The 13,771-nt window shown below is 39.0% G+C and carries 11 protein-coding genes; 6 read left to right on the top strand and 5 right to left on the bottom strand.

The annotated features are described in order from the left end of the window. Positions 1 to 197: 197 nt before the first annotated feature. The gene (locus D9K81_RS00550; RefSeq protein WP_120374275.1) at positions 198 to 1,097 is read right to left on the bottom strand and encodes a LysR family transcriptional regulator; all 900 of its coding nucleotides are present in this window, start codon (positions 1,095 to 1,097) and stop codon (positions 198 to 200) included. Positions 1,098 to 1,249: 152 nt separating this feature from the next. Between D9K81_RS00550 and D9K81_RS00545 the strand changes: the two genes are divergently transcribed. The 6 genes from D9K81_RS00545 (at position 1,250) to D9K81_RS00520 (ending at position 7,570) form a co-directional block, all read left to right on the top strand. Continuing rightward, the gene (locus D9K81_RS00545) at positions 1,250 to 2,287 is read left to right on the top strand and encodes a cupin domain-containing protein (protein WP_120374274.1); all 1,038 of its coding nucleotides are present in this window, start codon (positions 1,250 to 1,252) and stop codon (positions 2,285 to 2,287) included. Positions 2,288 to 2,309: 22 nt separating this feature from the next. Further along, on the top strand, positions 2,310 to 3,530 hold the full coding sequence (locus D9K81_RS00540; RefSeq protein WP_121523078.1) for a 3-hydroxybenzoate 6-monooxygenase: 1,221 nt from the start codon (positions 2,310 to 2,312) through the stop codon (positions 3,528 to 3,530). After that, a complete protein-coding gene (gene maiA / locus D9K81_RS00535) occupies positions 3,527 to 4,165 on the top strand; it encodes a maleylacetoacetate isomerase (RefSeq protein ID WP_120374272.1) in 639 nt (212 codons plus the stop codon). The genes D9K81_RS00540 and maiA overlap by 4 nt, the downstream gene beginning before the upstream one ends. Before the next feature lie 34 nt (positions 4,166 to 4,199). Continuing rightward, positions 4,200 to 4,904, top strand: coding sequence for a fumarylacetoacetate hydrolase family protein (locus D9K81_RS00530; protein WP_120374271.1), 705 nt, complete (start codon positions 4,200 to 4,202; stop codon positions 4,902 to 4,904). Between the two features lie 85 nt (positions 4,905 to 4,989). Further along, positions 4,990 to 6,348, top strand: coding sequence for an MFS transporter (locus D9K81_RS00525; protein WP_120374270.1), 1,359 nt, complete (start codon positions 4,990 to 4,992; stop codon positions 6,346 to 6,348). 610 nt (positions 6,349 to 6,958) lie between these two features. Continuing rightward, the gene (locus D9K81_RS00520) at positions 6,959 to 7,570 is read left to right on the top strand and encodes a class I SAM-dependent DNA methyltransferase (protein ID WP_120374269.1); all 612 of its coding nucleotides are present in this window, start codon (positions 6,959 to 6,961) and stop codon (positions 7,568 to 7,570) included. 171 nt (positions 7,571 to 7,741) lie between these two features. Here the strand turns inward: D9K81_RS00520 and D9K81_RS00515 are convergent, their stop codons facing one another. From D9K81_RS00515 to D9K81_RS00500, 4 genes are all read right to left on the bottom strand, one after another. Beyond that, a complete protein-coding gene (locus D9K81_RS00515) occupies positions 7,742 to 8,158 on the bottom strand; it encodes a GFA family protein (protein WP_121523076.1) in 417 nt (138 codons plus the stop codon). A 168-nt stretch (positions 8,159 to 8,326) separates the two neighbouring features. Next, entirely contained in the window at positions 8,327 to 10,468 is a 2,142-nt protein-coding gene (gene pta / locus D9K81_RS00510) for a phosphate acetyltransferase (RefSeq protein ID WP_120374267.1), read from the bottom strand. A gap of 69 nt (positions 10,469 to 10,537) precedes the next feature. After that, positions 10,538 to 11,755 carry an acetate/propionate family kinase gene (locus D9K81_RS00505; RefSeq protein WP_120374266.1) on the bottom strand — a complete coding sequence of 406 codons (1,218 nt, stop codon included), beginning with the start codon at positions 11,753 to 11,755 and terminating at the stop codon, positions 10,538 to 10,540. Positions 11,756 to 12,398: 643 nt separating this feature from the next. Next, positions 12,399 to 13,664 carry a glutamate-5-semialdehyde dehydrogenase gene (locus D9K81_RS00500; RefSeq protein ID WP_120374265.1) on the bottom strand — a complete coding sequence of 422 codons (1,266 nt, stop codon included), beginning with the start codon at positions 13,662 to 13,664 and terminating at the stop codon, positions 12,399 to 12,401. Between the last annotated feature and the right edge of the window lie 107 nt (positions 13,665 to 13,771).

The following is a 13,771-nucleotide window of genomic DNA, read 5'->3' as shown; positions in this document are numbered from 1 at the left end:
GCTTCAGAGAGACTGGATTTAGCTTGAATTGGCTAAATTTAAGGCGTCACTTGGCGCTGGCATGAGACCTCTTTATTCCATAAATCTGTTTTAAGGCAATAACACAGCAGGACAGTAATGCCTTAAATACTAAATGCATGATCTAATTAAGAAAAAATACTATTAAAATCTGTTTTACAGCTTGCATATATTTTGGCTTAAATATTTGTACCAGAAAATAATGAGAAACAAATTCGACGTAACCATTGATTACTTGGATTGTTATTCACAAGTGAATGCCAATGTTGTTTTACTTCATATTTAGGCAAGTTAAATGGTAAATCCATAATTTTTAAGCTTCCCCTAGAGAGTAAAACATGGCTTAAATAGTTGGGAATTGTGGCAATCGCATTGGTTTCTTGAATCACTAAGCCAATACCCAGATAGCTTGGTAACGTTACTAAGGTATTACGCTTAATATTGAGCTTTTGTAGTTCATGTTCAACGACATAATGTCCACCTGTAGCTAAAATATCGACGTGCAATTCTTGGCGATATTCATCCACAGTGATCTGTTCCCTTTGTAAACGAGGGTGTTCTGTATTTGCAATCACCACATAATGCTGTTTAAAGAGTGTTTGTTGGTAAAAACCTGCTTCTAACTGGGGTAAAAAGCCAATCGCTAAATCAATATCACCAGACTCCATTAAACGCTGGGTATTATTGTCAATCGGGATAATATTTATACGAATATTGGGTGAATGGATTTGTAAATAGTTAATCAGCTTTGGCAATAAGACTAAATGACTAATGTCCGTCATACTGATATTAAATTGTTGATTTGAAGTTTTGGGGTCAAATTCCATATTAAAATCATTAATGCTTTGAATTTGTGCTAATACACTTTGAACTCCTTTTGATAAATTAACTGATAAATCAGTTGGTTGCATCTCATTTCCTACACGAATAAATAAAGGGTCATGATAATGTTCCCTTAATTTATTTAAACCAATACTAACTGTTGGTTGTCCAATTCCAAGTTCTTCCGAAGCTCTTGAAACACTACGATGCTTAAAAATAGCATCAAAAATATTTAATAAACGGGTATCAATGCTCATAAAGTATACAAAAATAGTCTGTATTGATTATATCAATACAGACTATTGAATCTAGCGAATAGATTCAAGTAATTTCGGTTGATAGATTAAAAAACAACAAATATTAAATGCGAACTTCGGTTGCATTATTCATCAATGGAAGAGGGTAAGTTATGGAGCAGCTTGCAACATTAGCAGATCTGCCGGAAAGCTATTTAGCACATCTAGAACAAAGCAATTTAGTCCCACTCTGGCCAAGTCTTCGCAATGTTTTACCACCTGTAAAACCGCTTCCACACACACAAAGTTTGGTGTGGAAATATAGTGAAATTAAACCATTACTATTAGAAGCAGGTGAGTTAACTCCTATTGAAAAAGCTGAAAGACGTGTTTTAGTGCTCGCAAACCCAGGGCATAGTTTAGAGAATATGCGTGCAACTTCAGTGATTTACCTTGGTATGCAATTGCTTCTTCCAAATGAATGGGCTCCGGCGCATCGCCATACACCTAATGCAGTCCGTCTTATTGTAGAAGGTGAAAAAGCTTATACCACCGTTGAAGGTGTGAAATGCCCAATGGAACATGGTGATTTAATTTTAACACCATCTGGGTTATGGCATGAACATGGTCATGATGGTGATAAACCTGTGATTTGGTTAGATGTGCTCGACCTACCATTGGTGTACTACATGGAAGCATCATTTGTAGAAGGCGGTGAGTCGCAAGCGATAAAAACTGTAGAAAATAAAACAAGTTATGCAGCAGGTTTGGTCCCTGTACAGCACCATATTCGTGCCGAAAAAAATTATCCGATGCTTCGCTACCCATGGAAAGATGCAAAACAGCTATTGATTGATTTATCAGAAAAACAGTCTGAAGGTCCAATTCAAGTCGCTTACGTGAACCCTGAAACTGGTGAAGATTGTCAAAAAATTATTGGTTATTCAGCACTTATGGTAAGACCAGGTGAAAAAATTCAATTACAACCTCGCTCAGCTGCGATGGTATTTCATGTAATTGAGGGCGAGGCTGAAATTACAATTGATGAAAAAACTTTTGTAATTGACCAATCAGATACAGCTTGCGCACCTTGTTTTGCAAATATTGATTTAATCAATAAGTCTAATAGACCTTGCTTTATTTTTATAGCTGATGAAGCACCAATTCAGAAAAAACTAGGTTTGTATTCAGTTCGTGCTCGCAGTGAATAATCGTTTTTAAAGGATGAAGAACATGTCAAATCAAACAATGCCTATTTTGGTTGCCGGTGGTGGTATTGGTGGTTTTGCTGCAGCATTAGCTTTAGCAAAACGTGGTTTCAAAGTACAAGTTTTTGAGCAAGCGCCAGAAATTGGTGAAATTGGTGCAGGTATTCAATTGGGGCCAAATGCATTTAACGCATTTGATGCGCTAGGCATTGGTGATCGAGCTCGCGCTCGAGCAGTTTATACTGATTACATGGTGATGCATGATGCCTTGAATGAATATCAGGTCGGGCGTATTGAAACGGGTGAAGCATTTTTAAAACGTTTTGGTAACCCCTATGCCGTGATTCATCGTGCAGATATTCATACGTCTTTGGTTGAAGGCGCGCAAGAAAGTGGTGATATTGAAATCATTACAGATTGCAAAATTGTAAACGTAGAACAAGATGCCAATAGTGTGACCATTACCGACCATAAAGGTCATTCATATACTGGCCAAGCTTTAATTGGTGCAGATGGTGTGAAATCTGTTGTGCGCGAAAAATATGTAGGTGATCCTGCACTCGTAACAGGTCATGTGGTTTATCGTGCTGTTGTACCAAAAGCAGAATTTCCTGAAAATTTACAATGGAATGCTGCAAGTATTTGGGTCGGTCCAAACTGTCATTTAGTGCATTATCCATTACGCGGTGGTGAAGAGTACAACGTCGTTGTAACTTTCCATAGCCGTGAGCAAGAAGAATGGGGCGTAAAAGATGGTTCTAAAGAGGAAGTGTTGTCTTACTTCCAAAGCATCTGCCCAAAAGCACGCCAACTCATTGAATTACCAAAGTCTTGGAAACGTTGGGCTACTGCAGATCGTGAACCAATTGACCAATGGACTTATGGTCGTATTACGTTACTAGGTGACGCCGCACATCCAACAACACAGTACATGGCACAAGGTGCATGTATGGCTATGGAAGATGCTGTGACTTTGGGTGAGGCACTGCGTGTAACTGATAATAATATTGACCAAGCGTTTGATATTTATCAACGTGCGCGAGTAGCGCGTACTGCTCGTATCGTTTTATCGTCACGTGAAATGGGCAAGCTTTATCATGCAAAAGGCGTACAGCGCATGGTACGTAACGATTTATGGCGTGGTCGCCCGAATGAGGGTTTTTATGATGCCATGTCTTGGTTGTATAACTGGAATGTTGAAAACTGTTTAGATGCAGTGAAAAACTACACAGGAAATGCAGCATGAAAATGTATGGTTTTTTCCGCAGTGGTACATCGCACAGAACACGTATTATTTTAAATTTAAAGCAAATTAGCTACGACTTTCAGCCAATTTCATTAATGAAAAATGAGCATAAACTGGCGAGCTTTAAAGAAATTAATCCACAAGGTTTTGTGCCTGTACTTGAAGTAAATGATCAAAAGCTGATTCAAAGCCCTTCAATTATTGAATGGTTAGAAGAGCAGTATCCAACTCCCGCATTATTGCCAAAAGAAGAGCCTGCACGTGCTAAAGTGCGTGCTATTGCCGCTTTGGTTGGCTGTGATATTCACCCCATTAATAACAAACGCATTTTAGAGTATCTCCGCAATACTTTAAAACTTGATGATCAACAAGTTGAAGCATGGTGTCAGCATTGGATTCATGAAGGATTTAGTGCTTTAGAACAACTGCTTGAACAAGATCAACAACGTGGTGATTTCTGTGTAGGGAATAGCCCTACGATTGCAGATGCCTACGTGATTCCACAAGTGGATTCATCCAAACGTTTTCATGTTGATATGACGCAATATCCAAATATTCAACGTGTTTATGATGCGTGTATGCAATTAGATGCATTTCAAAACGCTAGCCCAAAAAATCAACCTGATGCTGTGTAATCCAGCCAAATATTGAAATAAACAAGGAATGAACATGAGTTTCGTATTTAATCCAATGCCAATTGTTGGTTTACCAGTAAAAGATACAGATGCATTATTTCCAGTACGTCGTGTTTACTGTGTAGGTCGTAACTATGCTGCGCATGCACGTGAAATGGGTTTCGATCCAGATCGTGAACCGCCATTTTTCTTTTGTAAGCCAAACGACCCAGAGTCAATTGTACCTGTTCCGGAAAATGAAGCAGTAACGATCCCTTATCCAAGCTTAACCTCTAACTATCACTATGAAATTGAGTTGGTTGTTGCAATTGGTAAGGATGGTAAAAATATTTCAGTCGAAGATGCTGTGAACTATATTTATGGTTATGCAGTTGGTTTAGACATGACACGTCGTGATTTACAAATGGCACAACGTGAAAAAGGTCGTCCTTGGGAAGTGGGTAAAGCATTTGATTACTCAGCGCCAATTGGTTTGATTCACCCAATTTCACAAACGGGCGAATTAAATTCAGGTGATATTCACTTAACTGTAAATGGTCAAACAGAACAACGTAGTGATGTAACGCATTTGATTTGGAATATTGCTGAAACAATTGCAAACCTTTCTACATTATTTGAACTTAAACAAGGTGATTTAATTTTCACAGGTACACCAGAAGGAGTGGGTGCTGTTGTACGTGGAGATGAAATGCGTGCTGAAGTTGCAGGTTTAACTGGCATTACAGTAAAAGTTGCTTAATGAAAAAGAAAAAATACCCTCATTTGAGGGTATTTTTTTGATGAAGGGATGTAGGGCGCTGACTAGGCGACAAAAGGAGAGATGAATGTCTCACAATCAACACGTAGATGTACAAAATTTTATAGACGATAATCCTTTATCTAGTGCACAAAAACGCATTATTTGGCTGTGTTTTTTAATCGTTGCAATTGATGGTTTTGATACTGCAGCCGTTGGTTTTATTGCACCCGCACTAAAAGCTGAATGGGCATTACAAGCAGCAGATTTAGCACCATTATTTGGTGCAGGTTTATTTGGTCTGATGGCTGGTGCACTGATTTTTGGTCCACTGTCAGATAAGTTTGGCCGTAAACCTATTTTAGTTGGTTCTGTAATTTTATTTGGTTTGGCAAGCTTAGTGAGTGCATTTACTACAGATTTACACTCCTTAATTATTTGGCGTTTTATTACAGGCTTAGGTTTAGGTGGCGCTATGCCAAATGCGATTACCTTAACGTCTGAATATAGCCCATCCAAACGTCGTTCAAGTCTTGTTACCCTTATGTTCTGTGGTTTTACTATTGGTTCAGCGCTTGGTGGTATTGCATCCGCTCAGTTACTCCCGTACGTAAGTTGGCATGGTATTTTATTGATTGGTGGCATTATGCCATTAGTAATCGTGCCTTTTCTCATGTGGTTTTTGCCTGAGTCATTAAGATTTATGGTGTTGAAAAATCATGCACAGCATAAAATTGATAAAGTTCTAAAAAGCATTGCACCGCATTTAACTCAGTTACCAAAACTTTTACCCAGTACCAGTGAAGCAAAAAATAAAGTCAGTATTAAGGCATTGTTTAGTCGTCAATTTGCTTTGGGTACGATCTTAATTTGGTGTACATTTTTTATGAGCTTGTTAATCATTTATATGATTTCAAGCTGGATGCCAACACTTTTAACCAATGAAGGTTTTAACTTGGTGAATGCATCTTGGTTAACCTCAATTTTCCAAATTGGTGGCACCATTGGCGCTATTGTGATTGGTCTATGCATGGATAAAATTGAGCCTGTTAAAGTCTTGAGTTTTGTGTATGTATTAGGTGGCCTATTCCTTATTTGTTTAGGTTTTGGTATTGAGCAAGCCAATATGCTGTTACTCATGCTTGCTATGTTTGGTGTAGGTGTGGGTATTAGTGGCTCGCAAGTTGGTGTGAATGCGTTTACCTCAGGTTTTTATCCGACGTATTGCCGTGCAACAGGCGTAAGTTGGGCCAATGCAGTAGGCCGCTCTGGTTCTGTCGTTGGATCTGTGATTGGTGGTTGGTTAATGTCACTCAATCTTTCAAGTTTTGAAATCATGTCGATTTTGGCAATTCCAGCAGTTTTTGCCGCGTTCTCATTATTTATGATTAAACGCTTAAAAAGTTCAGGCCAACAAGTCATTAAACCAAGTATGGGAAAAGCTTAAGATAGGTTTTAACTCTACGAATTAAGTTTAGACAATGATTGGAATGGTCTAAAACTTAACAGTTTAGACTTTATACGAATTCAAAAATGGGAGCTTAAGCTCCCATTTTTATTCATTAAGATAAATAATTTTGAGGATGCTACAGATCACACAAGAAGATATAAGCCTATTTGAGCGACCGAATAGGGCAGAGCAATAAATTCTACACAGATGTCCTGATGTAAACCCTACATCATGATATGATTATTCATGATGACAAATTTCAACATTTTTTTGATTTAAGATTAAAATAAAGTAATTAAGTGATTGTTTTTATTTATTAAAAATAATAATTATAATTATGACAAATTTGTCATATAACTGTCATAAAACTTTCGCATAATAAACTCAACATAAATCACAGGTCATCATAATGACAGTTACAAGTGTTTTGATGGTTGTTGGCTTTTCAATTTATATCGCCGCAACGTGGATGTACGGACAGAAAGAAGATCAAGTTTAAAACTTCATCTTCTTTTTTTATGTCTATCATTTTATCTCCAATGCCTAATAATAATATTTTATCTTTTTGCCTTCGCTATACTCATTCAAAATCATTGAGGCATTCCTGATGAGCGAACAACAGCATCTTGCCAATAATATTATTGATATTTATAAGAAATATGGTCGTGCATGGACAGCATTACGTGGCGAGTATTTATATGAAAAAAGCTGGCTAGATGCTTTTCTGGCCTTATTAGCACAGCAGGCGACAATTCTAGATTTGGGCTGTGGTTCAGGTAAACCGATTGCCAAATATTTAATACAACATGGTCATACATTAACCGGTGTTGATAGTTCAGAAGTCATGATCGAATTGGCGGAACAAAATTTTCCTAATCAAACTTGGCTGATTGCAGATATGCGCTCTGTGCAATTGAACCAGACTTATCGAGGTATTTTGGCATGGGACAGTTTTTTTCATTTAACGCCAGATGATCAGCGTCAAATGTTTCACCAATTTTCTAAATTTTCGACTCAGGGTACGGTGCTCATGTTTAGCAGTGGCCCAGCTGAAGGTGTGGCTATTGGCAATATGTTTGGTGAAGCCTTATATCATGCGAGTTTATCGCAACAGGAGTATCGTGACTTACTGGCAGAACATGGTTTCGAAGTACTAAAGATGATTGTAGAAGATGCTGAATGTGCAGGGCATACGGTGTGGCTGGCGCGAAAGTTATGATTAAATCAGGTTATATAATCATGTGGCGTAAGGATTAAATGTTGCCTGTGAAATATGATTATTTTTATTAAAAAGTCAATCAGCATGATTTATATTTTTAATTTAAATTATTGATTTTTATAAACTAAAATTCAATTCTGGCGTATTAGATTAATTTTAGAAAATCTAAAATTAATCTTCTAGTTCATTCCAATTGGGTAACTCTAAGTATTCCTGATCTACTGCTATTACAGGTGACCAACTAATCTTCGAATTGAGGCAGAAGCTTAAATTTTTCTGAAATACTGGTGTATCATTTAATAATTTAAGTGGAATCCAAATGAATGAGGTATTTCCAACTGGGTTAGGAACTGGATATCCATAATTTTTACAAAAACAAGAAGTAAAACCTAATTCTTTTTTAAATGTTGCAATACAGTCTATACCAGAAACCCATTCAAATAACGTATCTTTCACCAATGTCGCTGAATTTGCTCCTGTACCACTTTGTTTGCGACATAAACTACAGTGGCAATAGTAAATCATCGGAAGATCTTTGTTGATGATAAATTTAACTTTCCCACACAGGCAACTACCGTTATTTTTCATAATGTTGAGACTTTATTGATGAATATAGGCCGTTGTAAGCATCAATCATTTTTACATTTATTCGCCTTAAATAATCGCTCCTTTATATAAAATCCATATAAAAAACCACCCAATCTTCTGATTGGGTGGCATTCGATACACACTGCGGAAAGTTGAATAACGTTTAAATTACTCAGCTGTTTGTTGTTCTGCTTGAATGGCAGTTAATGCAATCGTAAATACGATGTCATCTACAAGTGCACCACGTGATAAATCATTCACTGGTTTGTTTAAGCCTTGCAACATTGGGCCAACACTGACTACATCAGCAGAGCGCTGTACCGCTTTATAAGTTGTATTACCTGTATTTAAGTCTGGGAAAATAAACACATTGGCACGGCCTGCAACTTGGGAGTCTGGAGCTTTAGAGCGTCCAACACTTTCTACAGATGCAGCATCGTATTGTAATGGGCCATCGATAAGTAAATCTGGACGGCGTTCTTGTGCAATACGGGTCGCTTCAGCAACTTTTTCCACATCTGCACCAGCGCCTGATGTGCCTGTTGAGTAAGAAATCATGGCAATGCGTGGATCAATGCCAAATGCTTTAGCAGAATCAGCTGACTGAATAGCAATCTCTGCTAATTCCGTTGCACTTGGGTCTGGATTAATTGCACAGTCGCCATATACATAGACTTCATCTGGTAGTAGCATGAAGAAAACAGATGATACTAATGAATAGTCTGGTGCAGTTTTAATCAGCTGGAAAGCAGGGCGTACAGTATTGGCAGTGGTATGTACCGCACCTGAAACTAAACCATCAACTTGATCGAGTGCTAGCATCATAGTGCCTAGCACAACAGTATCTTGTAGTTGTTCGCGGGCTTGCAGTTCGTTCACTTTGCCTTTACGTAGCTCAACCATTTTCTCAATATAGTTATCGCGAATTAAGTCTGGATCAATAATTTCAAGATCGTGTGGGAGTTCAATACCACGTGCTTTTGCCACTTCAACTACATCTTCAGGTTTTGCAAGGAGCACACACTGAGCAATGCCACGTGCTTGGCAAATTGCAGCTGCCTGTACGGTGCGTGGCTCATCTCCTTCAGGCAATACAATGCGTTTTTTGGCTGCAATCGACTTTTGTACCAACTCATGGCGGAATGCAGAAGGCGACAGGCGAGGTTTGTAAGAGCCATTTACCAATTGAGTTATCCATTCAGGGTCGATATGACTTGATACAAAACGTGTCACTTGCTCGGCACGTTCAGTATCGTCGACTGGAATTTCATTACTGAGCTTCGCCAGTTTTTCTGCAGTTTCAAAAGTGCTGAGCGGCGTATGTAAAATAGGTAAACCCTGTTTGATTGCTGTCTGACAGAAATTTAAAACATTTTCATTCGGTTTATGGTGTTCGGTCAGTACTAAACCAGCCAGTGGAATGCCATTGCTACTTGCAAGGCTACTCGCGAGTAATACATCGATACGGTCAGATGCACTAATAATTAGTTCGCCCGCAACAAATTTATGTAGCTCATGTTCGATGTTGGATGCAATTAAACTGCTGTGTAACACACGACGTTGTTTGGCTTCGCCTTCATTAATCCAGTGTGCCGCAATATGCGATGCAAGATCAGACATGCGTGGCACACTTAGGGTGTTACTAAAAGGTACTAAGCCAATCATTGGAAAATGTTCAGAACCAATATGTGCATTTAAAGCTTGTAGTTGTGTTGCAAATTGAGTGCTATCACTAATTAAACGTAGGCTTGGATCCAATGTTACAGGCACTTGGGCTGCACTTTCTGGCAAACCTTTGGTTCGCATAAACAATACGCCTGCTGAGCGTGAATTGTTTGCTCCACCAAAAGCACGCAATGGTGCTTCAATTTTTTCCAGCGTCGCTGTTGGATTTCGAATATCTGCTGTACTGACAATCACCACTTTCGCATCAAGAGCTTTGGCAAGGTCTGCATTAAGTTCTGATGCAAAAGAATCTTGGTTATTTGGTACTAAACCTTCAACAATAATCAGATCATGTTTTTTTGCAATTTCACGATGTAGGCGAACAGCATCTTCTAATAGTTCGTCATTTTCATCGTGGCTTAAACGACGTGTAACTTCAGCATAACTGATGGGTTCAACTGTTTCATTGCTAAAAAGATGACGATAAAGCGCCGTTGTACGATCTGTTGTGTTTTGCGCTTCTTGTGCAAAAGGTTTTAAAAAACCAGCTTTAATGCCCTGGCATTCCAACGCATAAATTAGGCCCAAGCATGCAGAGGTTAAACCTACGCTTTCCCCAGTGGGTACAAGTAAAATCGTTTTCATAATGTCAAAATCAAAAAGCTAAGTTTGTAAATATATTAAAATAGTGGCTGAAATGAACCCTGAAGTTGCTTATGCAACTTCAGTTTCTGCTTCAGACTTTTTTGTTGTAGCATGCTCCAAAGTAGCTACGACATGCTCTGTTTCTTTGGCAATACGGCCTTCTTCATCGGTTGGAACTACCCAAATTTGTGGGCCTGTACCTGCATCAATACGTCCTTCAGTACCGCGTTTTAATGCATTGTTATTTTCTTTACTCAAGTTAAAACCGAAGTGTGGCAGGTAAGCCAAAGTTTTTTCACGAATGAGCGCTGAGTTTTCACCAATTCCGCCTGTGAAGAACAAGCCATCAATACGCGGTAAGCCACAGCTAAGTGCAGCTAAAGATTTTGCTAAACGGTAGCAGAAGACTTCAATTGCAAGGGCTGCATCTTCATTGCCCTCATCTGCTGCTTCAATCAGCGTACGCATATCATTAGAGAGGTCTGATAAACCGAGTAAACCTGATTGGCTATTCAACATTTTGTCAATTTTATAAATATCCCAGCCCAGATTCGATGCCAAGAAGCTGTGAATACTCGGGTCGACATCACCACTTCGTGTGCCCATCACCACGCCTTCAAGTGGGGTAAGGCCCATAGAAGTATCTACTGATTGACCATTCCAAATCGCACAGGTTGAACTACCATTGCCTAAGTGTGCTGTTAACCAACCACCTTGTTTGAAACTTCCTGCAAGTTGAGAGCCGCGTTCTGATACATAAGCATGACTGGTACCATGGAAGCCATAACGACGTACATTGTGCATGGTGTAGAGGAATTTAGGTAATGCATAACGGTACGCATGCGAAGGCATAGTTTGGTGAAATGCTGTATCAAATACCGCAATTTGTGGCAAGTGCGGGAACAAACGCATAGTGGCATCAATACCCACTAAATGGGCAGGGTTATGCAGTGGTGCAAGTGGTGTCGCTTCACGAATACGTTCAATAATTTCTGGAGTAAGCAATTCAGCTTTGGTGAGTGTGCCACCATGTACAACACGGTGACCAATCGCTTGTGGGTTATGATGTGATAAACGCTCAAGAATTGTTTCCAATGCTTTTTCATGATCGGCATTTGGAATAGACAATTCAAGTTCTTGGCCACCAGTGGTAATTCCTTTGATTCGAGCTTCAGGTGAGCCTAGGTTTTCCGCTAAGCCGAAAATACGGTCTTCACGACGTTCAGAAACCAACGCATATTTAATTGAAGAAGACCCGCAGTTAATTACTAATACTGATGTAGACACGTTTTTCTTACCCGAATTCTAATTAAATTATTTATCCATTTTGTGATCTGAACACAGTGAGCTGCGTTGTAGATCAGTAATAATGATGTTTTATCATGTGTGTTTTTCTAGTCCTAGATAGACTTTAGGAGATTAGACTTAAGCACTATCGACCCCATGTACAATTATAATTAAAATTTATCAGTTGATAGTTTTCATTTACTAATGAAATGGTTCACCCAAGAAAAAATACCCTTTATCTTGTTCATTAATCATTAGATTAGCATAAAATTTATACTTGTTTGGGTTTAAAACTGTATTCAATTATTGCATTTTAGATTTGCATTTCTTTTAAAAAAATTAGAATAAACATTTATTTATTAAGGTTTTTGAGTGGATGTCTCAATGGTGACGGGCAACCAATTTCGCCTGCGCTTATCTTCCCTTTCTTTTTTTATTGTGTTTATCATAGTGCATGAGTGGCTAAATTGGTTTTTTAGTATTTGTGTTTAAGCCACACGGTTATCAGGCTGAATAGGCCATAACATTTTCATAAGAACATGAATGAGCATTTAAATAAAACTCGTGATCAATACTGAGATAGAAACCCCTCAGCAGATGACTCCACTGAGGGGATTAAAAAGATCAAACTCAAAAGACAGTTTTATTGACGGATTTGACCATCACCAAATACAACCCATTTCTGAGATGTTAAGCCTTCTAAACCAACAGGGCCACGGGCATGGATTTTATCTGTAGAAATCCCAATTTCAGCGCCCAGACCATACTCGAAACCATCGGCAAAGCGAGTAGAGGCATTAATCATCACTGAGCTTGAGTCCACACGTGCAAGGAACTGACGCGCTAGGCTGAAGTTTTCAGTAATAATGGCATCAGTATGATGTGAGCCATATTTATTAATATGGTCAATCGCTTCGTCCATACCAGATACAATTTTGATCGCTAAAATTGGCCCAAGATATTCTTCATACCAATCCTCTTCGCTGGCTGGCTTCACTTGGTCGCCTAAGATACGACGTACATTAGCGCAACCTCTTAGCTCTAACTGCTTTTCTGCATAGAGTTCCGCGATACGTGGTAAAAACTCATCCGCGATTTTTTCGTCGACCAACAAAGTTTCCATTGCATTGCACACGCCGTAACGGTGGGTTTTCGCATTTAAAGCAATTGGAAGTGCTTTTTGTAAATCGGCTTGTGCTTCTACATACACATGGCAGTTACCATCTAAATGTTTAATCACAGGAATGCGCGCATCATTAGTAATACGTTCAATTAAGCCTTTACCACCACGTGGCACAATCACATCGACATATTCAGACATCGTAATGAGCTGACCAACGGCCTCACGGTCTGTGGTATTAATGACCTGTACACAAGACTCAGGTAAGCCTGCTGTTTTGAGCCCATGTTGGATGGCTACAGCAATTGCTTGGTTTGACTCTAAAGCTTCTGAACCACCACGTAAAATAATGGCATTACCAGACTTAAGGGCCAATGAAGCTGCTTCTAAAGTCACGTTCGGGCGTGATTCATAAATCATACCGACAACACCGAGTGGTACGCGCATTTTACCCAATTGAATACCCGAAGGGCGATACGCTAAATCGGTAATTTCACCAATGGGGTCTGTTAGACCAATCACATCTTTCAGACCGTGTAGCATGCCTTTAAAGCGTGTGGGGGTAAGTTCTAAGCGATCAAGAAGCGCACTGTCTAAATTATTATTGTGTGCTTTAGCCATATCATTTTTATTGGCTGCTAAAATAGCCGATTCACTATTTTCTAAAGCAGTATAAATAGCAGATAAAGCATGATTTTTAATTTGGGTAGACGCACTGGAAAGCACGCGGGATGCTTGACGTGCTTGCTGACCTACCGTGTGCATATATTGTTCAATAGACTCTTGCATAGCGCTGTGATCACATAAAAATTACCCTTTGATATTAGCAGTCTATCTGTTCGCAAAGAAGTCTCAAGAAGAAAAAACGTATGAAACAGTTGCGTTATTCACATTTT

The organism is Acinetobacter chengduensis (assembly GCF_003664645.1).
Classification (GTDB): Bacteria; Pseudomonadota; Gammaproteobacteria; order Pseudomonadales; family Moraxellaceae; genus Acinetobacter; species Acinetobacter chengduensis.
Note: the sequence above shows the minus strand (reverse complement) of the source record. Positions and strands in the feature narration are given on the sequence as shown.

What these genes read in the sequence shown, in the direction of transcription:
- pta (WP_120374267.1), bottom strand. Translation starts at nt 10,468, where the DNA reads ATGAAAACGATTTTACTTGTACCCACTGGGGAAAGCGTAGGTTTAACC.
- D9K81_RS00530 (WP_120374271.1), top strand. Translation starts at nt 4,200, where the DNA reads ATGAGTTTCGTATTTAATCCAATGCCAATTGTTGGTTTACCAGTAAAA.
- D9K81_RS00525 (WP_120374270.1), top strand. Translation starts at nt 4,990, where the DNA reads ATGTCTCACAATCAACACGTAGATGTACAAAATTTTATAGACGATAAT.
- D9K81_RS00515 (WP_121523076.1), bottom strand. Translation starts at nt 8,158, where the DNA reads ATGAAAAATAACGGTAGTTGCCTGTGTGGGAAAGTTAAATTTATCATC.
- maiA (WP_120374272.1), top strand. Translation starts at nt 3,527, where the DNA reads ATGAAAATGTATGGTTTTTTCCGCAGTGGTACATCGCACAGAACACGT.
- D9K81_RS00545 (WP_120374274.1), top strand. Translation starts at nt 1,250, where the DNA reads ATGGAGCAGCTTGCAACATTAGCAGATCTGCCGGAAAGCTATTTAGCA.
- D9K81_RS00500 (WP_120374265.1), bottom strand. Translation starts at nt 13,664, where the DNA reads ATGCAAGAGTCTATTGAACAATATATGCACACGGTAGGTCAGCAAGCA.
- D9K81_RS00550 (WP_120374275.1), bottom strand. Translation starts at nt 1,097, where the DNA reads ATGAGCATTGATACCCGTTTATTAAATATTTTTGATGCTATTTTTAAG.
- D9K81_RS00520 (WP_120374269.1), top strand. Translation starts at nt 6,959, where the DNA reads ATGAGCGAACAACAGCATCTTGCCAATAATATTATTGATATTTATAAG.
- D9K81_RS00540 (WP_121523078.1), top strand. Translation starts at nt 2,310, where the DNA reads ATGTCAAATCAAACAATGCCTATTTTGGTTGCCGGTGGTGGTATTGGT.